This is a genomic window from Epibacterium sp. ABZ3_068 (genome assembly GCF_056159265.1).
Map to the genome: position 1 here is coordinate 3,635,615 of NZ_JBSWUV010000001.1, position 25,484 is coordinate 3,661,098.

Here is a 25,484-nt window from a genome sequence, read left to right on the forward strand (position 1 = left end):
CACAAGTCCTCGCAGCGATCCTGGCCGAATGTAACCTTAATTTTCAAACGAATTTAGAGCAGTCACGACATTGCCAGATGCACTTGTGGGAAGGCGGGAAGATGATGCAACAAGCCGGGGTATCATCCGAGAGCATTTTGGAGAAGCGGGCCTTATCGACCTTAGATTTTCCATGAATGAAGCTGCGCTCTTGCCCGGCATCAAGCGCGCATTGGGATACGCAGCCTCATGCAACACTGAGATAGCAATGCGACTTCTCCAAGAAAGCGAACCGGCGCAAAAACCTGAAGCCGGACATTAGCCCCAAGCGCAGCATCCGGTAATTTGGGCTCTCAGCACCCATTCGCCGCGCTTAGCGCGAACGCCTCCTTACTTGGACTTTTTCCGAATTGAGATTTCCAGCGTCGCAGGATCATATCCTCGCGCCTCCAACTGCGACAGAACGCTATCTGTGAGTTGGTTCCGGTAATGCAGATCGTAGGTGGTTTTGAAATCCGCCTCCAAGACATGATCCGTTACGGCACCCATCAGCAAATTGACATCAGCCTTTGACGTTCCCTCGCCATGGCACATGAACAAGTCGCCTTCACGCTTGCCATACTTCACTTTGATCTGCCCGGGCGCTGCAGTCGGATGGCTCATGACTTGCTCCTTTTTTGGACGCGGCGAACCCCGCAGCCTATCTACTGCGGAAATATTCGGGTAATTGAATCGTCTGTCTCAAGATAGCTAGATGCTTTTTGGACCAGGCGCTCCAACTCATCACCAAGCGCCCCTAAGTCAACCTCCTCAAGACCCTCCCGCCCCTGATTTACGAAGACTCTCTCGTCAACAAGATAAGCACGCTTTATGAAATAGCGTGACTCATCTCCTTCTATCAGAAAATCCAAACCGCTCCGACTTTCAAAAACACACTCCAAAATATTGGAGTGCGAGCTGGTCAACCATGCGTCAATCCGATCGTCCATATGCTCAACGTTGTTTCTGACTTTGCGGCACAATACAGCCGAGCTTTGTTCGATTTCCAAGGCTTGCTTCAGGGCCTCCCCCCGATCAGTCAAAGGATGCGCACCGCCAGCTGGTTTCACGTATTTAGAAATCATAGCCGCGTGGCTCAAAACCGACTGTAGGTGCGACCAGCATTCGCGCAGTTGCCGCGTTTCGGGAGCACTCACGAGCTGATTCAGAGCCCGGTATGAACCGACCGCAAGTTGCGCCTGGACTAGCACTTCTTCGACTAGAATGTTTAATTGACCTTTGTCAATTTTATATTGTGCAGGTGGCAATTTAAATTCCCCCATCCTCTCCTTAGCTGGATGCCCTTTGGTGCCCAGCTATTGAGCGACTGACATATACGTCGCCGTGCGGTCAAGGCGATCGCTCAGACCAAAGGGACTAAATTAGAGCAGACAAGAGTTATTGAAAACTGCCAGAAGCAAGGTGCTCGCCACCGGTGCAAAGACTGCTAGTAATCTCATAGCCAGTGAACTTTCCCGTACAGCCGTGTGAAATGTTGTCAATTCGTGTAGCCTGAAACGCGAAGTCTCCTCCAGGACTGCAAAAAAACTGTGAGACGGACCCACCGACCTTTGTCCCGTTGGATGTTGTTAGATTGAACTCTTGTTTGTTGACATTTATAAGCCAACTGTGACCAAAGGTTGTGGTGACGCTGAGAACGTGCGACGGACAATTGTCCGCGCTTACATCAGCCATAGCGGTTGATGCAAGAAATGAAACGCCCAGCAAAATAGTCGAAAAGGACTTCATTGGTGTACCCCTAAGCTTCAATGGCTCCATCCTAGCATAGAACCCTTAGTAGAGAATAATTTATCTCTTTTGTCTCTTTGATGAGTGCTCCCTAGGTGGATTCCTGTTTGCGGTGCCACTCGGCTATATCGCTACAAAATGGCCCAACGTGATAACCGGAAATAATGGGCTCATCCGCACCGTCGGGGGTGAACTCGCAATAGTCATTTTCATCCAGGGTATAAGTGCCAATGACTTCGCCTTGATCGGAAATCACATCTCCACAATCCGCAGGGAAGCCTTCTAATGTTACATAGTAGTGATCCAATGCTCTGCTCCTTTGATCCACTATGCCGCGCGGGCGCGAACGTTGTAACGACTGACCCGCACCTGGGCGGCCTTTAACTGGCGTCTGTGCTGATCCCAAAATATATCCAGCTTGGCCCTGGGGCCGAACACGCAGCCAGTCTTGCACCCCTTGCCCATGCTGTGAACAAAGAATGACGCGCCAGCACCGCGTAATCGCCTGATCATATCCAACGCATGGGAACGCGAGAACCCAACGCAGAGCGGCGTATCGAAGAAAACAACGTGTCCGTCTCCGCCGAATTGATCAAACGCACGCATCAGCTCCGCGCGCTCAATCAGGTACTTGCTCCAATTGGTTGAGCGCAAACCCGAGACGTCATCAATCCAAATAGGCGATAGGTCACCATCCTCGCCCATTTCGGCAGGGATACCCCAATCTCTCACATGGCGGATCTGCGTGCGCAGCGCAGGAAGGTATGGGTGACCGGTCAATACCGCGGATTTTCTGGCCGCTTTTACTACATGAATTTCGCCGTCTGCTTTTGCTACATCAGCCATCTTTATCTTCATTTTCGGGAGGCTGCGCACCCCGCTTTTCCAAAAACTCCGACATGGCAACATCCAATGCGCGCCCAAAGACAATTTCAATATCTTGGGATTTGCACCAAGCCCGCATCGCCGCGACCAATTTAGGGTCGAGGGTCAGGTTAAGAGGTGATCGTTTCCGGTTTGCCATGTCCATGCTTATGCACAATGCGCGCAAATGCGCAAATGTCAACAAGTGTGCGCACACGTATTGACACGTATCTACATGTGTGCGCACACTTGCGCATATCCACAAACCGCCGGAGGCCACATGGCAGACGATGATGAAGAATTGAGGCCATGCCCAGACTGCAAAGGGCGCGGCTATCACAAGTGCCCATGCTGGCCTGCCGACTGCCTATGCGGTCAGGACGATGAGGACTGTGAAAACTGCGATGGCACGGGATGGCTCGACCCATCCTATGACGACGACACCTACTGAATCCAACTAATCCCCCTGAAAACCAAATCCCAAACTCAAAAAGCTTAAACTTGTTAGCGGTATTTTATTGAATAATCGCCCTGTATTTATTATGGATTAATCATGATGAGGCATGCAGCAAAGTTTCTCCTTAAAGCCCTTACGGCCATCCAAACCTGCAATCAATGCGGATCAGATAGCGTAGATTTCAATGACCCAGATGGCGGTCCAGGAGGGATTTGCGCTCGCTGGCATGAGCTATTGCGTGTTACGCCAACCCCTGCAGAAACGACCGCGCAACTAAATAACTCAACGAGTGCGCCCCCCGCATCTTGATCAGGGTGGCCCGAGTTACGCTTCACCCTACCTTTGCGAGCCGCTCCTCCCACACTAACCAATCTTACTATTGTCCTCTGCAAATGGCTCAGCCCTTTGTTCGGCAAGAGTTTTTAGGGTGCGCAATGTGACGTCTGCTGCCGCACTCGCGGTGGCCTCCGAGAAAGCCCCACATTGCACCAACGCCGCTGCAAGATCTTTTGTCGTGACGTGACAAAGCGCCAGCGCAGCGAGTTCCACATGCGTAAAGCACTCAGGAACATGCGTAAGCATCGCCGGTTTCTTCACGGCCACGACTCAGCCCCCCGCCTGTGCGGCCAGATAGGCCTGGAAGTAGTCCGCCCCCAGGCCCCTCAGCGCTGCCGCATCAAAATGCCGGTCATCCAGCGCCGAGCTGTGCGCCGCACTGCTGGCAAAGCCGCAGTGATCCAGGAAATTGGGGGCATCGGCCAGAATGGCCTGGATCTGTGGCACTTCGTTGAGGGTGAAAGACGGCAACAGCCCACCACAAACAAAGGGGGTGTCCGCCGCTGCGGCTGTCACATCGCTGCGCAGGCTGGTGACAAATTGCGTCAGGTTCGCCTGATAGCTGGCCGCAGCATTCAGCACGCCATCCCGTTCGCCCTGGTGCCACAGCAGGCCCTTCAGCTGAAAATCCGGGTTCTGCGCCATCACCGCGTTCAAACGGGCCACGGTCTGGGTATAAAGCCCATCGCCGGGGTTCCAGTTGTTATCGGCAAATCCGGTCCCGCCCGATGCACAGGGCACCAGAACAACACGAACGGTTGGGTTGGCGGCTGCGTATGCACGCGCGAATCCAAGGCCGATAGACGGCGCCCCACCGCCCTCTGATACAGAGAAGTGATCAAGACTGTTGAATGGGAAGCCTAGATACCCGGCTTGCGTGTATTGCAGGGTATGCGTAGGCCAGCCTTCCCCACCGTCGCCCGCCGCTTGCCCGACCATATTGGATTGCCCCATCAAGGCAAACACATGGGTCTCTTGCGGTAAGGACCGCCCCTGGTTCCCAGCCATCCAGGTTGCGACATTCGAAACATCCGCATCCGGCAAGGAAGCCCCAAATACCGCGAAAGTGTAAAGACGTCCGGCAAATGGCTGCCCGCCCGTCACCCGGTCAAAGAGCTGGAACCCGGCCCCCGTATCTGCCGGGGTGTTGCCGGGGTTGGCCTCACTGATCGACACAGCTTCCCGGTTGTCAAAAAACAGCTCTTGCGCCCCGTGGCTTGCGCCAGCCTGCCGCCGCCAGCCGATGACCCTATCGGCATTTGGTGCCAGCGGGGAGAACAGACGGTTACCGTTGGCATGCAAAAATCCCGAGTACGTTGCATTAACTGACCCAATCAATGTGCCAGTCGCATTCTCAGTCCCCAGGTGCCAAATTCCCTCGTAGGATGTCGTAAGCGCATCAGGGTTACACGCAGCAAGAACGGTTAAGGCAGGGCTGGCACCCAATGTCAGGCGTGACGCGATGGACAAGCGGCTGTTCTCGGCCTGCAGCCAGTGACGGACGCCATCGGTGCGATAAAGCGGCCTGTCAGCGCCGCTTGCGGTCAGATGGAAGCCGTTGCCCGACAGATCCGCAATATGGCCCACCGAATCCCCATCCGCGACCACCGGAACGGTGGCGGCGGCGTCCTGAAACAGGGTGGAGAGGTCGGACACATCCAGCATCATCAAGGGTGAAAGATCCAGCGGCGAAAATGGCACAACAAGATCAAGACCGCCATCGACAGGTGGCACATAGATTGCAGCCTGCTCATCAGTCTCCACGCGGAATGTGACGTCCAGCCCCGAACTTCCTGGAATTTCAACAGATTGGCCCAGCTCAGCAGTAATCGACTGTTCCGCACCAGCACCAACGCGGTAAAAGATTGTCGCCATAATTCACGGCTCCTGGATTGTGATGTGGAGGGCACCCGCCTCGTCGCGCCGGGTGAGAATTTGAGGTTCATTTACGGTAAGGAGCAGAACACCCGCTTCGTCACGGCGGACTTCGACCAAATCAGCAAAGATAAGAAGCCAAATCGCCGGACCCGTGACCGATAAATCAAAGCCCAACATTAGAGCCAGCCAACGACTTCAGCAGTTGTTCCGGTTGCCTCAACCCCCACAGGTGAGAACAACAAGACCTCCCCCTGCCGAACATTGTAGTCAAACAGCTGCCCCGTCTCATCGCGCAACCGCAAAACACCCGTGCTGTTAATCCTCAGCACGCGTGGCCGAACTGGCAGGTCCGCCCCATCTTCGGGAACAATGGACACATGCCGCCCTGCCGGACTGCTCAGCCCCCGAGCAAATGATTGGAATGGATTCTCCTGAGGCATGTGCCCCTCCTTATGTTTTGCGGCGTGTGAGGCCAGCGTAAATTTGTCCGGGCCAGCGCAGGGGGCTGTCCAGTAAGACCGCCACAACCAGCGCCCAGATCAGCCAGGGTTGGTTTTGGTAAGTGACAACGGTTTCGATGGTTTCCGCACGAACCTGACGTTCGGCGCGCTCTTGGCGCACATCGCCGGTCACGCGCGAAACAGCTTGTCCTTGGTCTGTTTTGAAGCCTTGAACGTTCTCTGCGCCCGCCTGTGTATTCGCGGCGACATTCGGACCGCCCAGCTTGAGCGGTGACACGCCACACCCGACGAGCAGGAGGCACAAGGCAAGCACACGCATTACGTGGCCTCACGAACCGATTTCAAACAGATCTGGCGTTCTGACAAACGGCGGTTCGTAAGCCCCCGCACAACACGCCCGCCTGTGCGGTTCCAGCGGGGCAGCTCGTTGCATGCCCCCCGAAGATCTCCGGCGTTCGCCTTACGCACCAGTGTGGATTTGCAAGCGGCCCCGAGACCGACATTGTAGGACCAGGAGACAAAAGCAATCTTGGCCCCCACAGGGACAGGTTCTGTCAGGCACCGATCAAGACCGCGCTCGAACTCCAGGATGCGGGCTGCCAACATTCGATCGCATTCAGCCTTTGAATACCGATCCCCTGGCTGCACACCTCGGGTTTCGCCGTAACAGACAGTCCAAACACCAACGATGTCCCGATATGCCTGGGTGCGGAGCCCCTCCCACTGACCGACAAAACCAACAGCAGAGGTCAGCGCCAGCCCGCCACCGGCGAGCATGCCAAGAGTTCGTTTTCGAACAGCACCGCTGTCATCGGATAAGAATTGTCGCAGCGTCGGTAAACTGTCCTGCAGAATGAGCCGCGCAGGGATCGCGAGGGTGTTCAGGACGGCAGCGGCGGCGGCAAAGTACAAAGGAGGCACCCCTAACAGCTCCGCGTCGGCGGCAGCCAAAAAGGTCGACAGCGCCGCGACCAGCGCCGCCAACACCATCAGCCTTATGGACCAGGCGGTTTTTGTTATTTCCTTCCAGTTTTCTTGCAATTTCATGCCATTTCTCCATGCCAAAAAAGCCCGCGGGCGGGCTGGTGAACTCAAGATTTCAGGAAAGGTTATCGCCCGGACAAACGGGCCAAATGCTCACGCTTTGCACGCCTATCCGCGCGCAGTTTGAAAACAAAATTTGTCAGTGCGCCAAACACGGCCATAGAAACGCCAATCAGCGCGATCCAGTCGTTCAGCGTCAACTCACTCATACCATCCCTCAGCGCCGCAACGCAGGACATCAAAGCCCCGCTCCAAGTTGTCGTGTTTAAAATTGTGTGATGTCCGCTCATTTGACCAACCACTCCTCAACTGCATCAGAGATGTCCCGCATCTTGATCCAGCCGGGCGACACCGGTTGTCCCTTGCGCAATCTCAGCTTGCCCATAAGGCCGACCATGGCCCATTCCGGGCGCTCACTTCTGGGCAGATAGAGCTGATCCGGATTGTATTCGGGGTTCAGAACGCGCCGCTTGTCCCAAGCCCTGGCGGCATCCTCGGGCACCTCAATATCGGGCGGCAGAGCGTCGTGAGCATACTGGTGCCGAATGGGCGCGCCGGTTTCCGGATCGACGGCCTCCCATTGAACAACCTCAAAATCCTCAAGGATCGGAGAACCAAAATCATCGGTCAGGTACTTACATTTCCACCGGTCAATATCGGCATCCCCAAGGACCGAGGGGTTTGCTGAAATCACTCCAAATGGCGTTTCACCCTCCACAGCCGGGCGGATCTTGTCACCGTCCAGCACAACGGCAACCCCGCGCCGGTCTTCGCCTGTGGGGTTGCCGTCGACCCATTCGAAAAACTCCGCATAATCCGCGCCACCCGATTGCCAGCTGCCGCTGGCAAACGCATTTCCATCACCGCGAAACCGAAATTCGTTATTCGCACCGCCCGACGATTGAAGCCTCATCATGTCAAAGTCCGCAGAGGCGCCCCGCGCAACACGGACCCTGACAACATCGTTTGTGTGAAGCAAGTTATTGGCGAAAGCGCCAAGTTTATGGTTGTTGTTCGCAGTGTCACCAACTGCGTCAATCCTGCCGTAAGGGTAAAAATCTGCCGACCCATCGCCGCTATCGGCAATGATCCTGGCCCGCCCAAGGTCAGCAACAAAATCCGCATAACCGTCGCTATTCTCGGCCCTAACCCCGGTCGACGGGGAGCCACTTTGAAAAACGTGCAAGAGAGCGGTCGGTTCAGAAGTACCAAGACCGAGCTTGCCATCGTGCGAAATCGTCAAAACCTCCTGCGTTTCGTCGTTTGAGTTGATCCCGCCATGGGTAAAAATTGACAGCCCAATCGTGTCGGCATCACCCGATGTTTGCTTTGCCGCCAGGACAACCCCAGGGCGCGATGAATTGGGCTTGGACAAGACCAACGCCCCTCCAAAAGCACCCAACGCCGAATTGTCTCCCCCGCGCAAAATGGCGGTTGCTGTATCCACAGAATTTGACGGGTCAAACTCAACGTCCTGCAATACATCCAGAACGGTGCGGGCCTCGACATGCCCAAGCGCAAGAGCCCCACTTTCATCAACGACACCAACCGCGTTCATCGCCGTCAAAAGCGCCCGCATCTCGCTCAAAAACGTGCCTGCAAAGTGTTGAAAGAGCTGAACCATAGCGCCGTCAAAGTCAGCCTCAGGGGAACTACGCAAAGGGATTGGCGGAAAGTCCGACAATTCGGGAAAGTCCGGCATAGTTGTCTCCTATGTTTTTCTGATTGATCAAAAGTGTTTGATAGGCGGATCCGGTGATAAGCGCGCGACAGACAGCGCGCGCTCACTTCAACGTCTTGATCACCAAGGGAAAGATGGAGGAACCGGCAACGTCGATCTCTTGACCATGATCATCGACAAACCCAAGCCCCTCGACACCGTAAGACGGCGCATCACCGGACACATAAAACGCAGTTGCAAGCCCATCGACCTCGCCCACGATATCCATCACGCGCGGTGCCTGAACAGTTGGAACCTCAAGCGAGACTGTAACCTTCCGGGTAGAGCCACGTTTGACCAGAATCTCGTTGCCGAAATCATCATAGTCCTTTCGGCTGTGGCTCACGAACTGGACGCTCGGTAAATTCAGCACCCGACCCAAGATGTGATTTCGCCCCATTACGATGTGGCCGACTTCAGCTTCTGCCGATCCCGCATCAATCGTCACCACAACCCGGTGACCGATATAGCCGGGAAACCCGTTCAAAACCTTTTGCCGGGACAGCACAATGCCGCCAAAAAACCATGTGTAAACACTGGCAACGTGACGCCGATCGACCATGCTGAACGCCTTGTCATAGATCCGTTCAGCGCCATCCCACACCTCGATCCGAACAAATCCAGCACGCACACCAAACAGAGCGATGGCGTCACAATCCTGTGTCGGCACAACCTCATAGGAAATGCTGCCCTGCTGTACTGCCGGATTGGATCGGCGCTGATCAAACGCCCGCCAGCGATTTGTCGCGCTCACGTCCAGCCAATTGCTGCCGTCATCCGACACCGGATTGTTGTTCGAATTATTGTCTGTCAAACTTTCATAGATCCGGTGGGAAACGGACGAAATCACTTTGCTCCCCTTGGAGAAGACCACCCCCGCCGCCCATTCCTGATAATCATTCTCTTCGATATTGGACGCAACCAATTCGACATCGGTCACCGTCATTGGAGAGATAATATTGAAGTCCATCAGCTCCGCACCTCCGGCATGCCAATTTCATCCCAGTCGTCAATCTGATTTACCAGCTTGTCCAGAAGCATCCTCATGACTTGCCCCTGCGCCACGACATGGCGGGTCAGCTCCTCCACACCGCGCGCCAGTGGCCGGTTATCAAGCATTGCAACAGATTCAGAATGGCTATGAATGCGGGATGGCCCGGTGTTTTCGATCTCCCAGCCCCGCTCTCCAACGATGCGAGCGCCGCCCTGGTGAGCACCCCCTTGCGCAAAAGCAGGGGTTGCCCCAAGGCTGCGGATCTGGGACCGCAGACGCTCGGCCAAACGCTCATCCTGCCGCAGGCTTTTGTTGTATGCGAAGATCTGATCCTGAAGCCCGCCCTTAGCCCAAAACGCGCGCCGCCAGGCTTCAAGATCAGACCCACTGTGAGACACAACATAGTCAGCGTCATAGTTAATGCGCCCATCATCCCCTACTTCGAGAGTATGACCATCATTCAAGCGAACGCCCGTCGCCTGCTCAAGGTTCCGTATCGACGCGACCAGGCTTCGCCCCTCACTCCCCTCAGAAGACGCCACTGCGGTCACACCTTGCGCCTGCAAAGAGGCGATCTTTGCCTGGACTTCGCGCTCGCGGCGGTCAGCCTCTATTGCATCCCGAAGTTCACCCAGCGTGCCCCGCAGTCGCTCCATTGGCTCGCGCAGCCGCTCGGTTTGGCTGGCAAGATCCGAAAAGACCTCATCAGCCTCAAGCACAACCCCACCGCCAAAGGTCAGACGCCCGCCACCACCGCCGGATCCGATCAGGCTGGCAATATGAGACAGGCGCTTGACGGTATCAGCCCCCGCCCCGGTCAAAGCCACATTCACGCGCCGCGACAATCTGGCAGAGCGGGTCAGCACCATTGCCCGGGTATCCGGATCAAGATCCCTGCCAAGATCCAGCATCATAGTCCGTCGCAGATCGGCCGCAGCCGTCAGCGCAAGCCTACGGCTCTCGACATCAAGATCGGAGCCAAGCACCAGATCAAGGGTTGCGACATGGCGCGACAGGGCATTGGTGACAATCCAACGGTCTGCCGCCGTCAGGTCATCGCGACGAATGACAAAGTCCAGAACCGTGCGAATACCACTATCTGCCTGTTCGACCAGATCCCGCAACCACGCAGGCGCGTTGTCATCCAGCGACACGGCCACATCCAGGGCACCGACCAAATCATCATAGCTGAAGGCTTCCGCCTCTTCGATCGCACTCTGAAGCGCGGACAGGGACGCGTCAAATGACGCCACCGTGCCATCCCAATCTTTCGCCAGTTCCTGAACACCCTCACTCAGATTGGACACCTCATCAGCGGTCAACCCTTCAAGCTGCAGGAAATTGCCAAGCGACGTCAGAACTTCAATCTGCTGCTGATAAAGACCAGCCAACACCTCATCGTTTCCGGCCTCAAGATCTGCGACGCCCGCCGCAAAGTTCAACCGCGCCTGGACGTCGGCAGCAAGCCGTCGATATTCAAGTTCAGAGCCAGCAACATCCCGCGCGCTGCGCAGATAGTTTCGCGCCAGATCCGGCAGAGAGGCTGCCGCCTCAACATCTCCCTCTTGAACACCTACAAAGGCCGCATCAAGCCGCGCCCTTTGAGCGGAAGCCGTTTGAAGGTCACTCGCCGCGCTGAGATCAGTATTCAGGAGATCAGACACAAACCCGCGCAGACCATCCGCCGCGCGTCGCCACTCAACCGCAGCCGCCTGCGCATCGCTCACCATATCGCGGGCCGAGTCAATCTGGACCCCGATTTCGCCGCCGATCTCATCGGCTATGCCCGCCAATTCATCTGTGAACGCGCTCACCTGAGGCAGAACTTCATCCATCGCACCGGACAAATTCAAAAGCTGCGCATAGAGCTTTCGCCCGCCTTCAGTGGTGAGATCGAGGCTTTCCACAATCTCACGGAAGCCATCGCGGGAAGCTGGCATGCTTATGCCCAGCTCTTCAAACTCTTCTCGCAGGCGGCGCAGAATGGTTTCGCTTTGTTCGGCTTCTGAATAGAAACCAGAAAAATAGCTGGATACCGAGGCGGAAAGCTGATCTGCGCCGCCAAATTCATCGACAAGGTCAGACGCCAGGTTCGCCCCGACCAGCGAAACATCAAAGGCCGCACCACCCAACAAATCCATGGCGTTGTTGACGGACACCAATCCAGTCGACAAACGTGAAAGAGTATCCGTCGCGCTCTCTCCAACCCGCGTGAATTCATCGGTGCCCAGGATCAGATTGGCCATCTGTTCAGTGGCCGCCTCCATATGCTCCGCAATATCCTGCTGGATCTGCTCTTGCGTGCGCCCGGACGTCAACACCGACAGGGTGTAACCCTCAAAATCCGCAAGCGCGTCACTGCCCAACCCCAGCGCCTCAGACATCGACAGAAGGCCGGTTGTCAGCCCCTCAACCTGCTGATCAAGCGCTGCATCCAGTTCGGTATCAACTGCGCCATAGACATTCTTATTATTTCTAAACCAACCGCCCTTATGGAAGTCACGGGTATACCCATCAAACCCATCGGCACCAACGGTCCCCTCTAGCGCCGAATATTCGAATTTCCGGCCAAAGGCTTTTGAGAACAGACTTAGCCCACCCGCAAGGATCCCGATAACAGGAAGTGCGGCCCCGATTGTCGATGCAAAAGCACCCGCCCCCGTTGCAGCCGAAGCCAAGGCAGCATTGGCCCCAATATTCAGGATGCCGGCACTGGTAAATCCGCCCAGGCCAAGCGCGGCCTGAAACCCACCCGCCGCGCCAGCCAGCAACCCGCCACCGCCGATCAAACCGCTGGCTGATTTTCCAAGCAGGCCCGATAGCAGTCCCCCACCGCCAGAGGCCAGACCGCCCGCCGCATTGGCTGCGGTTCCCGTACCCGCCACCGACAACCCGACAGCCAGTCGGATCTGATTGCGGGCAAATGTGGTTGCCAGATCCGCCAAACCACGCTTGGCGGCGTCCTTGATCCCATCCCACAGGCTTCGGAAGTCTCGCAGACCACCGGCAACCCAGTCGCCAAACGCCCGCGAAACCCCATCAATGGAGCTTGTGAGTGGACCATCCAGTTCAGTGGACAGCTCTGCCGACTTCTCTTTTGCCTTGGCCAGACCGCCGGACACACCCCCACCAGCCCCATCATCTAGCGCGCCCTCCAGCCCTCCCAAAGCCTCCGACAGGGCATCCGCGCTATCATCGCCCGCATCCAGCTCTTCGTTGGCGGAATTCATTTGTGCAGACAGTTTGCCCATCGCCTCACCGGCAATTTTGAAACCCTCTTTCAGGCGGCCTGCGGATTCTTTGCGCAGGCGGATCACAGATCCCTCAAGGGTGCTTGCTGCCGCATCGAGCTCCACAACCTTGTCAATGGCACCGTCCGAGGCGTTCCGCAGACTTTGCTGGATCCCCTCAAGACCACGAATGCCGCGCAATCCGTCGGCAAAGGTCCAAAGGAAACTCGCCCACTTCAGAGAGAGATCCTGCAGCATACGGGTAAAGGAGGCCTGCACCCCGGCCCAAACAGCCTGCAAAGCCGGACCAATAGCGGTTGCACTGACCTTGATGCCATCCCAGACCCCAACGGCAAGATCGCCAAGAGCGCGCAAAGCCGCCCCCCAGCCGCCAGTTGCAACAACAAGGTCGTGAAACTTCATCGCCAGGAAACCAGCCCCAACAATCAGCGCACCAATACCTGTGGAAATCAACGCACCGCGCAGCAGGACCAGCCCCCTTTGCACCCCCTTGATAGCCAAACTTGCAACCGCCGCCTTGGTCGACGTGGCCCCAAGCGCCACCTCAAGTGCAATGGCTGATTTGGCAGCCGCCGCAAAGCGCAATGGAACCAACGCCACCGCGGACAACATGCCCACCATGGCAACACCAAGCGGAACGGTAACCTTCAGAACAAGCCCCAGCGCCAGGGCTGCAGGCCCAACGGTTGCCGCGATCAAGGCACCGGTGGCGATGAACCGCTTTGTGCCATCGGACAAGTCATTAAACCAGGTCGCCATATCCGCAGCGCGATCGCTCAGCGCCTGCAGTGCAGGCGCGAGCGCAACCGTCAACTGATTTGCCAATCCACGGCTGGCAAGCCCCATCCGTGACATGGCGTCATTGGTGATTTCGATCTGCTCTGCATCAACCTCAGAAACCGCAACGCCAAAGCGGTTCACGTCATCTGCAGCTGTTCGCAGCGCGGCCCCGTCGATCCGGGTAAAGATCACCCCCGCCCGGCTGCCAAAGAGATCAGAGGCCACCGCCGCACGCTCCGCCTCCGGCACGTACTCAGCCAGCGCCCCCTGGATCTTTTCCAACCTCTGGTCGAGCGGCAGCGCTTGCAGTGCGGATGCACTCAGATGCAAGCGGTCCAACGCCTTTGCGGCCACACCAGTCCCGCCCGCCGCCTGACTGAGGCGTTTGGTCAATTGCAGCGTGGCCTGTTGAACCTCCCCCATGGCCACACCGGAAAGATCCGCCGCCCGCTCCAGAACCTGCATGGAGGCAACAGTTGTGCCAAGCGATTGCGCCATCTTGGCCTGCGCATCCACGATCTGCAGACTGGACCGCACTGCAACAGTGGCAGCCCCCGCCAGAGGCAGGGTGAGGCCAAGCGCCATACGACGCCCGGCCCCTTCCATCGAGCCGGCAAGCCTGACCATGCGGCGCTCGACCGAGCCCATGGTAGCCTTTGCCCGCTTCGCGCCTGTATCAAAGGCAGCGGAATCCATGGATAGTACAGCGCGCAGCGCGCCAATAATCGCGGACATTCAAGACCTCTGCTTGCTTTTGAAATGCATACCCATCAAGCCAGCGCGCAGTTTCTTAACACCCACTGCGGCATCTGCCTTGCCACCTGCCTTGCGGTCGGCGGACTGAGTAAAATCAGGCATCTTTTTGGGATTGTGAAAGGCATGAGCGACCAACAAACCCAGTTCCTGATTCAACACCCTGCGCGCGGCAATCTGCGCGTCTTTTGCATGGACTTTTGCGCGGGTAATCAGGTCATACTCTTTGAAGGTGACATGCTCAAAATCAGTGTGGTGCAAGCCCAACTCGCACCACACTGAAAACAACGCGGTCCAGTCTACGCCCCCGCCGGGGGGCTGTTCTTTCCCGCGTCTTCGCCCTCGCCCGCTTCAGTTTTTGGCGCGGGAAAAGCCTTACCGATTGCTTCAGCGATAAAGGGCAACACCTTTTGCGCACCCCCGGCTGCATCAATCATCGCAATTGCGTCCTCTTTTGGAACGCCGTTGCCGTCATCAAGACCCGCTGAAAGAACCGAGACAATCGGCTTGATCCCACCCGCGCCCTTGATCAACTCATCCAGAAGGCCATCGAAGGACTTTCCCCCGTTGTCCTCCTCAAACCGCAACAGCGCACCAGTGGTCAGCCGCAGTTTATAGGTTTTCTTACCCGACTTTAAAATTGCTGCAGGAATCATCTGTTATGCTCCTCTCACCCAGTCAATGAGGCCTGTGGGGCGCAGTTTCAGATCCGTCATCAGGTCGCCATCCTGATCAACCGCCGGGATCGACGGATTGACGAACGCCCTGTATGTGAAGACATCGCCATTGGTCACCTGATCGTCGACCATCGGCAGCGTAACCCGGAAGAAAACCGGCAGGCCTGTGGCCTTGTAAGCAAGCGCCTGCTCATAAAGATCTGCAGAGTAGTAGCAGCTCAGGCTAAGCTCTGCGACCTCGGTCAGTCCCACACCATATTCGCGTGTCCGACCAGGGCTATCCAATGAGGTGCGATCGCGGTATTCCGGGTTTTCTTCCGGGATCCCCACGGTCTTACACCCCCTGATGATCTCGAAACTGCCGTCCACACCATCGGCGGACCATTCAACGTCCACCAGATCGCCTGCAATGACATTCTCTGCCATGGCTTACTTCCTTTCATATTGTTGATAAAACCGGTTTCCCGGCGGGGTCAGGCGCGGTAGCGCACCTGCATATCCAGCATCTGCAGCCGGATCACATCACCGCCGGTCTCTGATAGAGAATCCCGTCGGGACAGTTCTTTACAGCGGATCACAGACCCGCCCTGAAATTCGGTCAAGGTCCACGACACCAAGGGTGCCAAGGCCAAAACCTCATCCGCATCTTTGGAATAAACATTCACCTGAATACGCGCGGTCTCGATATTTGCACGCGATTTCAGAGAATAACCCGTCAGCGTGGACACCCTCTCCAACGTGATTCTGGGAAAACCGACTGCATCGTCAAATCCTCCCCAAACCACCCCTGGCGCCAGCCCCTCCAGCACCGCATAAAGATCGTCCTCCATACTCATGACCGAAGAGCTTTCCTGCGCGAGCGCGCCACCGCCTTTTCAATTTCGATCCAGACTTCGCGACGGAGGGTTTCCCACATCGCGTCCTTCGAAACATCCCAAGCGGGGCGCATAAACGGGCGCGCGGGCATAGCCCCAGTCGACAGGCCAGTGGACCTCTGAAAACGCGGGCCGGTGCCGAATTCGTACAAAATGGCATGCGGCGCGCCGCTGCCGTCTTCAGAGACCGGCCCCACATACAAAACAACCTTACTGCGCCCCCGATCAGAGCGCGCAGCGCGACTCTGACGCGCCGTCAGCTTGCTTGTAACCGCAATGACAAACGGTGAAACACTGTCAGCCATTTCCTTCACGGGCTTGACGCTCTTTTTCATGGAGCGCCGCATAACACCCTTTGCCGTGCCGCGCTTCAAACTTGCCAAACCACGCTCGATGTCGCCAGCACCTTCGATTTTCATCTTAACGGCCATGCCACCCCCTAACGTATTCTCCAGGCAGTGATTTCAATGTATTTACGGCAGCCAACTTCCTTGACCCCGCTGATTTCCCAATCATCGCCCTGAAACCGCAGAAAGTGGTCCCCGGTCACGGCTGCGGAACGGCTCGAATGCCGAAGGAGAAACCGCGCCTCTGCCTTTTGCTCTACAGCCCCGGCGCGCCAACGCTCACCATCAGACACAGGCGTAAAACTGGCTGCGACGGTCATCAAAACTACCTCCCCGACGGCTCGCATGTTTCCAGTTGCGCTTTTCTCCTGAACGCGTTGGAAAATGGCCACCCTTCGATCCAAACGCCTGCCCACTAGGCCACCTCACAGGGGCGGCGATACCGCGCCTGTTTCATCAAGAGACGAACACCAAAAGACAGCATTGCTTGCTGCTCTCCATCCACAGCGATACCAGCATCAAACCATTCTTTCGCCAGAAGGAAGATGGCCTGACGGCACCGAGCCAGGACAAACGCATCTGCACCGCCGACCGTTGCCTGAACGCGCAAGAGATCACCATTGACCGATCGCCCTACCCAGTCAGTTCCGAGGACAAGTTGTGGCTCATCATGTGGCTGCTGGATCCATGCGCCTGTTAGCGGCTGATCAATCCAACCACCCGAACCGTCACTGATCGCCAGCCCCGTCAGATCCAAGACAGGCAAGACAGGAAACCACCACCGGCTCCAGCACCCCCGTGTTATGATGAATTCGACAGAGCGCGGAGTAAGCGGGCGACCGGTTGCAGTTGCGACCGTTGCCTCGGCAGCACCCAGCATCAGAGACAGCGCCGCATCGTCATCCAGGTCTTCTTCCGCAATATGCACAGATCGCTTGAAGTCACCGAGGTCAACACCCGCCGCAATATCCTGATCACCGATCACCCGCATGATCCACGCCCCTTATTTCTTAGCGCCCTGTTTCGGCGGCGCGCCTGCGGGTAGATTGGCCGAACCTTGGTCAGCCGGAGCTGCGACTTCAGCCTCACGCGCCACAAGCGCCGCCTCACGTGCCGCTAGATCAGCCTCTCGGGCGTCCAGCTCCCCGATTTTCTCGTCCAACTTTGCCTGCGCCTTGGCGACCACTTCTTGAGCTTCAGACGCATCGAGTTTCATAGAGAGTGTCCCCGCCTTGGCGGTCGGGTCATAGGGTTTGCAAACCCCTTTTGGCCAATCTGCGATTTTTTCGGCAGGAAAGCCTGCAACGTCACCTTTGACGTAACGGCCATGGTTTTTTTGGAATTCAACGATAACTTTTGTCATATCAACAATCCTTGCAAGAGAGGGATAAAACCCCGACGCCCAAAAGCGCCGAGGTCAGGCGTTCCTTTGAGTGGATCAGAGCGACCAACCGACGCCATTCAGGCCTGCGATGGCCTCATCATGCATCGGAGCCATATCGTGCTCAGCGATGGCGCGCATCAACGTCAGGTCCCGCTGATACGCAGAAACGGTGTTACCCGCTTGGTCCACATAGGATGCTTCAGAACTTGCTGCGAAAGCGATCTGCATGGCATCACCAATCATGATTTCCGCAAAGTCCGCAAAATAGACTTCAGTTTCGTCACCGCCCACGCCGAGGTTATCCGGGATCTGCGAAGTGATGCGAATTGGATAGCCATGCAACTCGTTTCTGCTGTCGATGGACGGGAACACATTGAAACCGTTTGGCCAGACAAGGCTGGCAAGGAAATTCTTGGCAGACGCCCGCATGATCCAACCCGGCGAGACCATGGCAACATTTGCGTCCTCAACCTTGCTCTTGATCCGGCGAATTGCTTGTTCAACCAAAACAGGATCACCCGCGACAGCATCCTGCCAGTTGCCCGCTAGTGCCCAATGGCGCAGGCCTTTGGGCAAGCCCCCCGCGCCATCAAAACGCAAGAAGGCCAGATCATTCATCAATCCCATTTCCTGAATAATACTATCGCGAACCATGATCGCGATCGAAGCGCTGGAATGGCGGAGCAGTGAATTTCCGAGCGGGACAAGTGATGTTAATTTCCGGAATTTCTCTTCCACCTTGTCGAAAGTCGGTTCACTTTCAACAATTGCCGCGTTTTCAGCACCATAAGAGGCGCTGGCCGGTGTCGCCATACGGGCATTGCGCAGTTCACCAGCAGGCATGTCATGGACACGCGCCCCAGACGCGCGAACCGTCACACGTGGACGCAGCAAGCCAATAACCTGCTGAGCCTGCGGGCGCGGAAGGGTGACACCTCCGCCGCTTTCCGTGGCTCCAGACAACGCAGCCGACACCCCGGAATGCCCGTCTTTTTCAAGCCGCTCTACCGCACGATCGCGATCACCCCGCGCGTTGATAAGCGCATGCGCCATGAAACCGATCTCAATCCCTTCATGTTCCGGATCCTTCGGGATTGCAGGTGCGGCTTGGGACGCTTGCGGCGCATCCATTTCGGACGTTGCAATCAGCGATTTGGCAGCCTCAACAGATTCAGCGCGCTTGAGTTTTGCGCTAAGACCCTGAAATGCACCTTCGGCAGTTTCAAATTCTGCAACCGCAGCATTCAACGCAACCTGGTCAACATCTTCGGCTTGCTCGAACGCCTCGATCGCCTTGGCTTTGGTTTCCATATCGTCCGCCGCAGCCTTTAGCATGCGGCGCAGATCGTTGATATCCATGTTGTTTTCTCCCTTTCACATGGAGGACCGCACACGCGCAGCCCTATTGGCCCCGCCGCAAACGCGCGAGGTGTGTTCGGACCTGTGAGGCCGGTTAGGTTTCAGAGACTGGCTTTCGCCTTTGCTGCAGAGGCACGGGCTAAATAGGCCCGTGATCTCGCTTTGGGGCTTGGAGCATAGAGATCCGAAATTCGCGCAAGGAAGCTGGCGACAGTTTCAACACTGTCGATCAAGCCGCGCTCCACGGCATCCGCGCCCCAGAATACATCACCGCCATTGGCCGGGCTGTCTGTGCGGCTCAAACGGGCTTTCAGATCGCTTGCAGAGATTCCACGCCCCTCGCCAACCGCCGTATGGAATTCCGCCTCCATCGCATTAAGGCGGACCAGTGCAATATCTCGCCCTTCCTCACTGGACAAATCAGGCCTTTTGGCACCGGCGTTTTCCGAGGTGAGAATAAACCCCTGTTCACCATCCATCCCCGGCTGCAACGGTTGATATCCGGTCAACATCGTGCCCACCGAGCCAACCCAGCTGCCAGGGCTGGCAGTAATGTCTGTGCATTGGCTCGCCAACCAATATCCGGCAGAAGCGGCAAGCGGGTGGACCATTGCGTGAACCGGCTTAACTGCCGCACAGGCCTTGATCGCCTCAGCCGCACCCTGAATTCCGATCACGGCACCACCCGGTGTGTCATAAAACATCACCACCGACCGCACCTCATCACTTGCAGAAAGAGCCCTCATGGTCTCAATCAACCCGTGATAGGTGGACCAGCCCAAATATTTTTCCAAAGCAGCTGAATTGGGCGAAAGGATTCCCCGAACCGGCACATAGGCAACTCCACGGTGAACTGAAAACCGCTCTCCGCGCTCCACAGACACGCCACCGTCCTCCAAGGCGTAGGATGTCAAAGATGCATCCACCGGCACACGAGGAATACAGCCGCTCAGCAGTGGCAAACCGGCGTCGCTTAGAGCAAGGACAGCGCCCCCCAAATGGGCACCAATGGTTTCTAGGCTCATTCGCTTTTTCCCTTCTGAGTCTTGCTATCGTCACGAGTCATGTTGGGCGCTGGATTCAAGACATGCCCCCCCTCGATCGGCGGCAGCCCGACCTTTTCGCGGCCCTCATTAGGCGTCATGAATGGCCCGCCTATAGATGTTTTCATTGCCTCGTTTCGTTCTTTGATTGTCGGTTGCAATAACGAGTCAAAATCATGGCGCAGGAACATTTGCGCCTCCCGTTCCCGCCGTGTCAGCACTGCCATCGCAATTGTCTGTTCGGCCATCCCCGACCAATGAAAAAGGCAATCCGTAAGATAATCGATCGCCTGTTGTTCACCGTTTGCCTTGACCCCATATTCCAACATCTGGAGCTTTGACGGAGGCATCCGGTAAATCGCAGCAAGCTGTTCGCGATCAAACTTTCTACTGGCCAGCAGCTCTTGGTCTGCCGCAGTCAGATCAAGACTTTTAATGTCTTCGTCCGGACCCAAAACCGGAATGCCGTCTGAATCACTATTCAGTAGCGTTTCCTTGATCCGGCGCGCATTTCGGGTGCGCGATTGATCATCCTCATATGCCTCACCCAGCTTCATGTAAGCCTTCGAATGCGCGCCAGAGACCGAACGGGCAGCAGATTCCTGACCCGCGAAAGCCAAACCAACGGTTTCAGAGGCCACCTGTATGGGTGACCGCCCCGCCCAACCGTCAAGCGCCATATATCGCAAGTGAACCATCGACCGACTGGCAACCCGCCGGTACACGCCTGCACCATCGGTAAAATCATAAAAGCGATCACGACCAGCCTTTAGCGGCGTACAGCCGTTCTGGTCCACGAGCTCGATCATCTCCAATTCGCCGCCACCGTCACGCGGTCCGAAGGCGTAAGAGTTGCCACGCAACGCCCAGGCATAGATCAAAGCAAAGCGCATGATCTTTGCGGGCACGCCATCGGAAGCCTCAACATTCAGCAGGTAATTTGCTGGATGATCGCGAACCCTTACCTCCTGCCCATTCTTTTGACGTTGCCACAATTTCAAAGGAACCTTTGCAAGGTCCCCCGCAATGTTGTTGCAACACGCAAAAACTGTTCCATGCTGCTCACCTCTATCCGGTGTTACGCGCGGAAGTTTCTTTGCTAGCCTTGAGCCACCACCCCACCCCACTTCCGACAACCAGGGCTGAGGATGAGTAACGCCTGATGGTCCTGCGGACGCAGCGGTAACCGGCGGCTCCATACGTGTCTGCTCAGCCTCCCCGTGACGTGCGCGGCTGATTTCCAGTCCCAGAAATTTCATACGACCTCAACCTCGCGAGCCTTACGTTTCTCTTCACCGACCTCCGCACGCCCGAGTGCCATGATCGCGGCAACCGCTGCATCAATCCGCCCCGTCGACTTCTTTTTATTCGGCTTGATGTTCTCTGCCGCGTCCTCATCTCGATGAACGTTGCCAACTTGCCACCCCAACACCGGGTTCCCCCCGTGTCGAATTTTCTTTTGCGCGACCTTTTCCTCAAAACGTTTCATCGGATTTGACATCGACGCGTATCCCTGGCGATGCTCCACCATCGGAAACCGCCGCTTGTCCAACTTGTCAGCGAGGTATTTCATGCCCCACGGGTCATAGGCGACCTCCTGCAGGTCAAAATGCGCCCGTATCCACTCCAACCGATCGGCAATTTGATCCTCATCGATCGACCCACCTTTGTGGATCTCCAACCACCCCTGATCACGCCAGCTGACATACTCTCGTTTTTCCGTCTGTGCCCGCTGGATAAAACCCTTCGGGCCTTCCGGTAGAAAAGTGTAGGTAATCAAGTAGATAAGACCTTCAACGGGAACCGCTACGACAATTGCCGTTGTGTCAATCTTGTTTGACAGATCCAACCCGACCCACGCCTTACGCCCATAGAGCTGCGCCGGGTCAAATGGCGCAGACATCAAGCCCTCATCCCAAACGTCACGTGCAATCCATGTCTCTGCACCCTCGGTCCACAGGTTCAAGTGAAACCTACGGAAGTTTGGCATGCGCCCGGCGATCGCCAGCGCTTTGCGCAAAGTGTCCTGCATGGCTTCAACGCCTTTGCTGACGCCAAGGTTTGGGTTGCCCATAGCCCAGGCAACCGGATCCGTTGGATCACAGTCCTGCGGCGGCTCCGCGACAAACGCAAAAACCGTATCGTCATCGACCTTCCCCCGCAGGATTTCCTCAGAATAGCCACGCAACTCACCACATAGGGAATTACGATCCTGCCCCGCCGTTGTGATTACCCAGTCGATCGGTTGCGCCCGTGCGATCATGGATTCCACAATCGTGTCAGCAAGCTCCCGATCGGTCCAACGGTGCATTTCGTCACGCGCCAGAAAATACGGGTTGATACCATCGGAACTGTCACCATCACGGCTGAGACAGGCGATCGTCCCTTGGGTATTGGGCGACTCAATTACGTTGCGCTTCACAGTCAAAAGCTGCCCGAGAAAGGGCGATTTCTTTATCATACGCTGCATCTCTTTGAACAGCAGTCCAGCCTGGTCTTTTGTCGTAGCAGCGCAGAACCCTTGAGGTGCCGCCTCCCCATCGAAAAGTTGCGTGTATAACATCGGAACGGCGGTATCGGTCGTTTTACCGTTTTTCTTACCCACTTGATGGTAAGTCGATTTAAAGCGCCGCAACCCGTCTTGCTCACGCTTCCATCCAAAAACCGATCCATGGCGAAACTCTTGCCAGGGCTCCAGCTTCAGAGGCTTGCCCCCCATCGGCCCCACAGTGTGCTGCAACATTCCCGCCCACCGTAAGATTTTGCTGGCGGCTTCACAGTCGAAATAAAGGCCGCGATCCTTTCCGGTCTCAAGATCAAGCAAATGCCGTTCACAAGCCATTCGCACAAGATCTCCTGCCACCACGTCCCCCTCAACAACGGAGAGCGCATACTTGGAAACCGGATGATCAATTGGTTCCATTTGTACCGTTCAGTTGATCCATCACCGCCTTGAACAGGTCACCTTGACCGCCATCGCTTAACCGAGCCTCGTCAACCGGCGACAAGCCAAACAGCGCACTGTCACGGCGCATCTGTGAACTGGCGGCCTCCTGAAGTGTCAAAGCAGGATGCTTTCGTTTCTGGTTGCCGTTTCGCCCTTTGCCGGTCTCATAAAACAGCGCCTCCATGGCAAGAGTGTTGGTGGCCTGAATGAAATTCGCGACGGCGGCGCAGTAGCTTGCAAACTGGTACTTGAACAAAAGTTCCAGCCGCCCCTTTCTAACCAGTTCCGGACACAGCTCGTCCCACACGTCACGCCCCAAGTCGCACAGAAAATCAGGCGCTACGGGAATTTCCTTCTGGATGTCATCCTTCATCGGGACAACATTCTGAAGGTTTGGCTTCCTTCCCTTCACAACCTAACTCCTTTAAAAGTGGGTTTTTTCTCCAATTTCCGAACCGCGTAAAAAAAGGTTCCACCGCCGGTTACGGATGTATCGGACTTTATTTTCGAGTACCCCCCGGTGCCCCATGAAACACCTCGCGAGCAGTCTTTCGGCTGTGACACCGATGACAAAGCGGCTGCCAGTTGCTCCGATCCCAGAACAGCTTCCGATCACCCTTGTGCGGAACGATGTGGTCAACATCAGTGGCAAGCTCAATCACCCCCAGATCGCCACAATCCGCACACAAAGGATGGAGACGCAGGTATGCCTTGCGTGCCACCCTCCATCTAGGATCACCGTAGAACGCACTTGCATTCAAAGCCGCTTCAGATGTCTTTGCTTTAGCCCGCCGAGCCTTGAGTTTTTCTTGTCGCACCACCTCGTGTCGCTCGCAATGAGACAACCCAGGCAAAGCAAACTCATCGCAGCCAGCGGCCACACAGATTTTGAGCTGCGCCATAACAATGTCCGTAAAAACGGGTCAGCGCGGCACTAGTTTGGCGACATGACCGCGCTGACCTTCAACCCAACCCCCGAAGGAAGGGACACCACAAACAAAAACGCCCGCCGGTTTCCCGTGGGCGCATTTCGTGATGATATAGAATCCATACGAAATTGATGGCGTAAAGATCAACCCCTAATTTAGCGCGCTACCACAAAGGAACGCAGCCATCGCCAAATTGGACTGCCCCAACGCGGCCACGGCGCACCGGTCCCTGCATCCGGTCCAGAGCCGCCGCCAGCGCCTTTCGCAAGTCCCTGATAAACGCAGAGCGGACAGACCACCCATGAGCTTTCAGAACATCACTCATGGTCATGCCCTCGATGCAAACCATGTCGACCAACCGGCGATCCGTAATGGTGGTGCGGGAACCGCGCGCTGAGGGACGATGGCGGCGCACAACCAAACTCGCCCCATCCCCAATGCGCCGGTGCAACTGCTGCAGCCTTTCCCGATCGCGCAACACCGCGTCGATAAAGTCCGACCCATTCCCCGCGCTGCGCTGTGACAGGCTCTCAAGTGAGGAACACTTGACGCCCGCATGTGCGTGCTTCTCCACCAGATCGCGATAGAACCGCCCCATCGCGACCTGGGACGGGCTAAACGGTGACGGCTTCCCATGACCGGCAGCCCGTGCCGCCATAACGTCAAAGACGTCCGCACACCGCATGGTTTTGCGACCATCAAAGCCGCTATGCTTGAACTCAAATCCGTCTTCCCCTTTGGGATAGGCTGCGATCATGTCGAACACTTGCACAGGGCCACGCGCTGGAGCCATCGGCGCATCTGGACAAGCGCCATCCGGAATCGAACCCGAAGCGCGCACATCACATAAACGCTGCGCCTCATGCAGCGCCCGCAGATCCTTCTTTGTTGCCCGCCCCAATGGGTCAACAACGATGGTCTCAAAATCTCGGATTGCTGCGCACATCATGCCGCTCCCTCCTGAACCAACGCTGCAATCCGCCGGCACTTTTCTACGACGTCCGCTCTGCGCTGCTTTCGCGCCAACTCTTCACTGGACACAATTCCCCCACGCCGCAGGGTGTCATTCATCTTTTCAAACTCGCGCCGAATATCCTGGGCACGATCACGGATCTTGCGCAAATCGTACTCCTTCGGCCAGGACCGCTGCGACTTGAGAAACCCCAGAAGCTCCGGCGCCCAGCCCTCATCCAACGCCTGGATACCAATCCGATGCGCAAAGACCGCCCGCACAAGCGGCGACCCATCATCATCTGGCGCTTGGATTTCGCCAGCCCATTTCAGAACATTCGCAGCAATTGGAAAACGATCCCCATTGGCACCACCCGGACGCCCAGATGCAACCTCCTGCAAAGCCCGCAGATTGATTTCGGACATATAGGCCAGCTTGCTGCACAACGCAGACAGCATTTCCTCATATGCCTTCACTGTCAGGGTCGAAGGGCGCGCGAGCCCCAATTCCTGCAATGGCACCACCAGCAGCTCACGCACACGGCGCTCACCAGCAACCTGTTCCTTCTCATCCATGCTCAATCCCTCTCAGCAATCCGAGTTATCCACAGGCATCACCGGTCCTGATCGACCGTCTGCGGATTTTTTCTTTATCAATTTCATGTCT

Annotated in this window: 30 protein-coding genes; 1 reads left to right on the plus strand and 29 read right to left on the minus strand. The window is 56.5% G+C overall.

Annotation, left to right across the window (positions count from 1 at the left end; genetic code table 11):
- Positions 1-369 precede the first annotated feature (369 nt).
- The 5 genes from ACXAEW_RS17415 to ACXAEW_RS17435 all read right to left on the minus strand — a co-directional run bounded on the left by ACXAEW_RS17415 (position 370) and on the right by ACXAEW_RS17435 (position 2,797).
- Positions 370-642 (minus strand): hypothetical protein, encoded by a 273-nt coding sequence (locus ACXAEW_RS17415; protein WP_474942531.1) that lies wholly within the window; start codon positions 640-642, stop codon positions 370-372.
- A gap of 41 nt (positions 643-683) precedes the next feature.
- Complete coding sequence (locus ACXAEW_RS17420) at positions 684-1,301, minus strand: hypothetical protein (protein ID WP_474942532.1); 618 nt, start codon at positions 1,299-1,301, stop codon at positions 684-686.
- A 557-nt stretch (positions 1,302-1,858) separates the two neighbouring features.
- Complete coding sequence (locus ACXAEW_RS17425) at positions 1,859-2,074, minus strand: hypothetical protein (RefSeq protein WP_474942533.1); 216 nt, start codon at positions 2,072-2,074, stop codon at positions 1,859-1,861.
- Between the two features lie 20 nt (positions 2,075-2,094).
- On the minus strand, positions 2,095-2,613 hold the full coding sequence (locus tag ACXAEW_RS17430; protein WP_474942534.1) for a hypothetical protein: 519 nt from the start codon (positions 2,611-2,613) through the stop codon (positions 2,095-2,097).
- Entirely contained in the window at positions 2,606-2,797 is a 192-nt protein-coding gene (locus ACXAEW_RS17435) for a hypothetical protein (protein ID WP_474942535.1), read from the minus strand. Before ACXAEW_RS17435 ends, ACXAEW_RS17430 begins: the two co-directional genes overlap by 8 nt.
- Positions 2,798-2,911: 114 nt before the next feature.
- Here ACXAEW_RS17435 and ACXAEW_RS17440 point away from each other — a divergent pair, with 114 nt between their 5' ends.
- Positions 2,912-3,082 carry a hypothetical protein gene (locus ACXAEW_RS17440; RefSeq protein ID WP_474942536.1) on the plus strand — a complete coding sequence of 57 codons (171 nt, stop codon included), beginning with the start codon at positions 2,912-2,914 and terminating at the stop codon, positions 3,080-3,082.
- 612 nt (positions 3,083-3,694) lie between these two features.
- Here ACXAEW_RS17440 and ACXAEW_RS17445 read toward each other — a convergent pair.
- From ACXAEW_RS17445 to ACXAEW_RS17560, 24 genes are all read right to left on the minus strand, one after another.
- On the minus strand, positions 3,695-5,299 hold the full coding sequence (locus tag ACXAEW_RS17445) for a sialate O-acetylesterase (protein ID WP_474942537.1): 1,605 nt from the start codon (positions 5,297-5,299) through the stop codon (positions 3,695-3,697).
- A 179-nt stretch (positions 5,300-5,478) separates the two neighbouring features.
- Positions 5,479-5,742: a spike base protein, RCAP_Rcc01079 family gene (locus ACXAEW_RS17450; protein ID WP_474942538.1), complete on the minus strand. Its 264-nt coding sequence runs from the start codon at positions 5,740-5,742 to the stop codon at positions 5,479-5,481.
- A 10-nt stretch (positions 5,743-5,752) separates the two neighbouring features.
- Positions 5,753-6,082 carry a hypothetical protein gene (locus tag ACXAEW_RS17455; protein WP_474942539.1) on the minus strand — a complete coding sequence of 110 codons (330 nt, stop codon included), beginning with the start codon at positions 6,080-6,082 and terminating at the stop codon, positions 5,753-5,755.
- On the minus strand, positions 6,082-6,810 hold the full coding sequence (locus ACXAEW_RS17460) for a lysozyme (RefSeq protein WP_474942540.1): 729 nt from the start codon (positions 6,808-6,810) through the stop codon (positions 6,082-6,084). The genes ACXAEW_RS17455 and ACXAEW_RS17460 overlap by 1 nt, the downstream gene beginning before the upstream one ends.
- A gap of 62 nt (positions 6,811-6,872) precedes the next feature.
- A complete protein-coding gene (locus ACXAEW_RS17465; RefSeq protein ID WP_474942541.1) occupies positions 6,873-7,016 on the minus strand; it encodes a phage holin family protein in 144 nt (47 codons plus the stop codon).
- Positions 7,017-7,093: 77 nt separating this feature from the next.
- Positions 7,094-8,509, minus strand: coding sequence for a peptidase G2 autoproteolytic cleavage domain-containing protein (locus tag ACXAEW_RS17470; RefSeq protein WP_474942542.1), 1,416 nt, complete (start codon positions 8,507-8,509; stop codon positions 7,094-7,096).
- A gap of 82 nt (positions 8,510-8,591) precedes the next feature.
- The gene (locus tag ACXAEW_RS17475; RefSeq protein ID WP_474942543.1) at positions 8,592-9,497 is read right to left on the minus strand and encodes a hypothetical protein; all 906 of its coding nucleotides are present in this window, start codon (positions 9,495-9,497) and stop codon (positions 8,592-8,594) included.
- The gene (locus tag ACXAEW_RS17480; RefSeq protein ID WP_474942544.1) at positions 9,497-14,287 is read right to left on the minus strand and encodes a hypothetical protein; all 4,791 of its coding nucleotides are present in this window, start codon (positions 14,285-14,287) and stop codon (positions 9,497-9,499) included. The genes ACXAEW_RS17475 and ACXAEW_RS17480 overlap by 1 nt, the downstream gene beginning before the upstream one ends.
- A complete protein-coding gene (locus ACXAEW_RS17485) occupies positions 14,288-14,566 on the minus strand; it encodes a hypothetical protein (protein ID WP_474942545.1) in 279 nt (92 codons plus the stop codon). It lies immediately after the preceding gene.
- Positions 14,567-14,604: 38 nt separating this feature from the next.
- Positions 14,605-14,961 (minus strand): GTA-gp10 family protein, encoded by a 357-nt coding sequence (locus ACXAEW_RS17490; RefSeq protein ID WP_474942546.1) that lies wholly within the window; start codon positions 14,959-14,961, stop codon positions 14,605-14,607.
- Positions 14,962-14,964: 3 nt separating this feature from the next.
- Entirely contained in the window at positions 14,965-15,408 is a 444-nt protein-coding gene (locus ACXAEW_RS17495) for a phage tail protein (protein ID WP_474942547.1), read from the minus strand.
- Between the two features lie 47 nt (positions 15,409-15,455).
- Positions 15,456-15,818 (minus strand): hypothetical protein, encoded by a 363-nt coding sequence (locus ACXAEW_RS17500; protein WP_474942548.1) that lies wholly within the window; start codon positions 15,816-15,818, stop codon positions 15,456-15,458.
- On the minus strand, positions 15,815-16,288 hold the full coding sequence (locus ACXAEW_RS17505; protein WP_474942549.1) for an HK97-gp10 family putative phage morphogenesis protein: 474 nt from the start codon (positions 16,286-16,288) through the stop codon (positions 15,815-15,817). Before ACXAEW_RS17505 ends, ACXAEW_RS17500 begins: the two co-directional genes overlap by 4 nt.
- An 8-nt stretch (positions 16,289-16,296) precedes the next feature.
- Complete coding sequence (locus ACXAEW_RS17510; RefSeq protein WP_474942550.1) at positions 16,297-16,620, minus strand: phage head closure protein; 324 nt, start codon at positions 16,618-16,620, stop codon at positions 16,297-16,299.
- Positions 16,620-17,195: a head-tail connector protein gene (locus ACXAEW_RS17515; protein ID WP_474942551.1), complete on the minus strand. Its 576-nt coding sequence runs from the start codon at positions 17,193-17,195 to the stop codon at positions 16,620-16,622. The genes ACXAEW_RS17510 and ACXAEW_RS17515 overlap by 1 nt, the downstream gene beginning before the upstream one ends.
- Positions 17,196-17,207: 12 nt before the next feature.
- On the minus strand, positions 17,208-17,567 hold the full coding sequence (locus tag ACXAEW_RS17520; RefSeq protein WP_474942552.1) for a hypothetical protein: 360 nt from the start codon (positions 17,565-17,567) through the stop codon (positions 17,208-17,210).
- Between the two features lie 75 nt (positions 17,568-17,642).
- Positions 17,643-18,947: a phage major capsid protein gene (locus ACXAEW_RS17525; RefSeq protein WP_474942553.1), complete on the minus strand. Its 1,305-nt coding sequence runs from the start codon at positions 18,945-18,947 to the stop codon at positions 17,643-17,645.
- Positions 18,948-19,048: 101 nt separating this feature from the next.
- Positions 19,049-19,972, minus strand: a complete 924-nt coding sequence (locus ACXAEW_RS17530; protein ID WP_474942554.1) for a S49 family peptidase — start codon at positions 19,970-19,972, stop codon at positions 19,049-19,051.
- Positions 19,969-21,249: a phage portal protein gene (locus tag ACXAEW_RS17535; RefSeq protein ID WP_474942555.1), complete on the minus strand. Its 1,281-nt coding sequence runs from the start codon at positions 21,247-21,249 to the stop codon at positions 19,969-19,971. Before ACXAEW_RS17535 ends, ACXAEW_RS17530 begins: the two co-directional genes overlap by 4 nt.
- Positions 21,246-22,913, minus strand: coding sequence for a terminase large subunit (locus ACXAEW_RS17540; protein ID WP_474942556.1), 1,668 nt, complete (start codon positions 22,911-22,913; stop codon positions 21,246-21,248). The genes ACXAEW_RS17535 and ACXAEW_RS17540 overlap by 4 nt, the downstream gene beginning before the upstream one ends.
- Positions 22,900-23,349, minus strand: coding sequence for a phage terminase small subunit P27 family (locus ACXAEW_RS17545; protein ID WP_474942557.1), 450 nt, complete (start codon positions 23,347-23,349; stop codon positions 22,900-22,902). Before ACXAEW_RS17545 ends, ACXAEW_RS17540 begins: the two co-directional genes overlap by 14 nt.
- An 88-nt stretch (positions 23,350-23,437) precedes the next feature.
- Complete coding sequence (locus ACXAEW_RS17550; RefSeq protein ID WP_474942558.1) at positions 23,438-23,839, minus strand: HNH endonuclease; 402 nt, start codon at positions 23,837-23,839, stop codon at positions 23,438-23,440.
- Positions 23,840-24,029: 190 nt separating this feature from the next.
- Complete coding sequence (locus ACXAEW_RS17555) at positions 24,030-24,815, minus strand: hypothetical protein (protein ID WP_474942559.1); 786 nt, start codon at positions 24,813-24,815, stop codon at positions 24,030-24,032.
- Positions 24,812-25,393 (minus strand): hypothetical protein, encoded by a 582-nt coding sequence (locus ACXAEW_RS17560; RefSeq protein ID WP_474942560.1) that lies wholly within the window; start codon positions 25,391-25,393, stop codon positions 24,812-24,814. The genes ACXAEW_RS17555 and ACXAEW_RS17560 overlap by 4 nt, the downstream gene beginning before the upstream one ends.
- Positions 25,394-25,484 lie beyond the last annotated feature (91 nt).

What these genes read in the sequence shown, in the direction of transcription:
- ACXAEW_RS17455 (WP_474942539.1), bottom strand. Translation starts at nt 6,082, where the DNA reads ATGCGTGTGCTTGCCTTGTGCCTCCTGCTCGTCGGGTGTGGCGTGTCA.
- ACXAEW_RS17520 (WP_474942552.1), bottom strand. Translation starts at nt 17,567, where the DNA reads ATGACAAAAGTTATCGTTGAATTCCAAAAAAACCATGGCCGTTACGTC.
- ACXAEW_RS17475 (WP_474942543.1), bottom strand. Translation starts at nt 9,497, where the DNA reads ATGGACTTCAATATTATCTCTCCAATGACGGTGACCGATGTCGAATTG.
- ACXAEW_RS17500 (WP_474942548.1), bottom strand. Translation starts at nt 15,818, where the DNA reads ATGAGTATGGAGGACGATCTTTATGCGGTGCTGGAGGGGCTGGCGCCA.
- ACXAEW_RS17525 (WP_474942553.1), bottom strand. Translation starts at nt 18,947, where the DNA reads ATGGATATCAACGATCTGCGCCGCATGCTAAAGGCTGCGGCGGACGAT.
- ACXAEW_RS17435 (WP_474942535.1), bottom strand. Translation starts at nt 2,797, where the DNA reads ATGGACATGGCAAACCGGAAACGATCACCTCTTAACCTGACCCTCGAC.
- ACXAEW_RS17540 (WP_474942556.1), bottom strand. Translation starts at nt 22,913, where the DNA reads ATGGAACCAATTGATCATCCGGTTTCCAAGTATGCGCTCTCCGTTGTT.
- ACXAEW_RS17530 (WP_474942554.1), bottom strand. Translation starts at nt 19,972, where the DNA reads ATGAGCCTAGAAACCATTGGTGCCCATTTGGGGGGCGCTGTCCTTGCT.
- ACXAEW_RS17430 (WP_474942534.1), bottom strand. Translation starts at nt 2,613, where the DNA reads ATGGCTGATGTAGCAAAAGCAGACGGCGAAATTCATGTAGTAAAAGCG.
- ACXAEW_RS17560 (WP_474942560.1), bottom strand. Translation starts at nt 25,393, where the DNA reads ATGGATGAGAAGGAACAGGTTGCTGGTGAGCGCCGTGTGCGTGAGCTG.
- ACXAEW_RS17445 (WP_474942537.1), bottom strand. Translation starts at nt 5,299, where the DNA reads ATGGCGACAATCTTTTACCGCGTTGGTGCTGGTGCGGAACAGTCGATT.
- ACXAEW_RS17460 (WP_474942540.1), bottom strand. Translation starts at nt 6,810, where the DNA reads ATGAAATTGCAAGAAAACTGGAAGGAAATAACAAAAACCGCCTGGTCC.
- ACXAEW_RS17420 (WP_474942532.1), bottom strand. Translation starts at nt 1,301, where the DNA reads ATGGGGGAATTTAAATTGCCACCTGCACAATATAAAATTGACAAAGGT.
- ACXAEW_RS17490 (WP_474942546.1), bottom strand. Translation starts at nt 14,961, where the DNA reads ATGATTCCTGCAGCAATTTTAAAGTCGGGTAAGAAAACCTATAAACTG.
- ACXAEW_RS17505 (WP_474942549.1), bottom strand. Translation starts at nt 16,288, where the DNA reads ATGGCCGTTAAGATGAAAATCGAAGGTGCTGGCGACATCGAGCGTGGT.
- ACXAEW_RS17450 (WP_474942538.1), bottom strand. Translation starts at nt 5,742, where the DNA reads ATGCCTCAGGAGAATCCATTCCAATCATTTGCTCGGGGGCTGAGCAGT.
- ACXAEW_RS17555 (WP_474942559.1), bottom strand. Translation starts at nt 24,815, where the DNA reads ATGATGTGCGCAGCAATCCGAGATTTTGAGACCATCGTTGTTGACCCA.
- ACXAEW_RS17535 (WP_474942555.1), bottom strand. Translation starts at nt 21,249, where the DNA reads ATGAAATTTCTGGGACTGGAAATCAGCCGCGCACGTCACGGGGAGGCT.
- ACXAEW_RS17465 (WP_474942541.1), bottom strand. Translation starts at nt 7,016, where the DNA reads ATGAGTGAGTTGACGCTGAACGACTGGATCGCGCTGATTGGCGTTTCT.
- ACXAEW_RS17415 (WP_474942531.1), bottom strand. Translation starts at nt 642, where the DNA reads ATGAGCCATCCGACTGCAGCGCCCGGGCAGATCAAAGTGAAGTATGGC.
- ACXAEW_RS17515 (WP_474942551.1), bottom strand. Translation starts at nt 17,195, where the DNA reads ATGCGGGTGATCGGTGATCAGGATATTGCGGCGGGTGTTGACCTCGGT.
- ACXAEW_RS17495 (WP_474942547.1), bottom strand. Translation starts at nt 15,408, where the DNA reads ATGGCAGAGAATGTCATTGCAGGCGATCTGGTGGACGTTGAATGGTCC.
- ACXAEW_RS17440 (WP_474942536.1), top strand. Translation starts at nt 2,912, where the DNA reads ATGGCAGACGATGATGAAGAATTGAGGCCATGCCCAGACTGCAAAGGG.
- ACXAEW_RS17470 (WP_474942542.1), bottom strand. Translation starts at nt 8,509, where the DNA reads ATGCCGGACTTTCCCGAATTGTCGGACTTTCCGCCAATCCCTTTGCGT.
- ACXAEW_RS17480 (WP_474942544.1), bottom strand. Translation starts at nt 14,287, where the DNA reads ATGTCCGCGATTATTGGCGCGCTGCGCGCTGTACTATCCATGGATTCC.
- ACXAEW_RS17550 (WP_474942558.1), bottom strand. Translation starts at nt 23,839, where the DNA reads ATGGCGCAGCTCAAAATCTGTGTGGCCGCTGGCTGCGATGAGTTTGCT.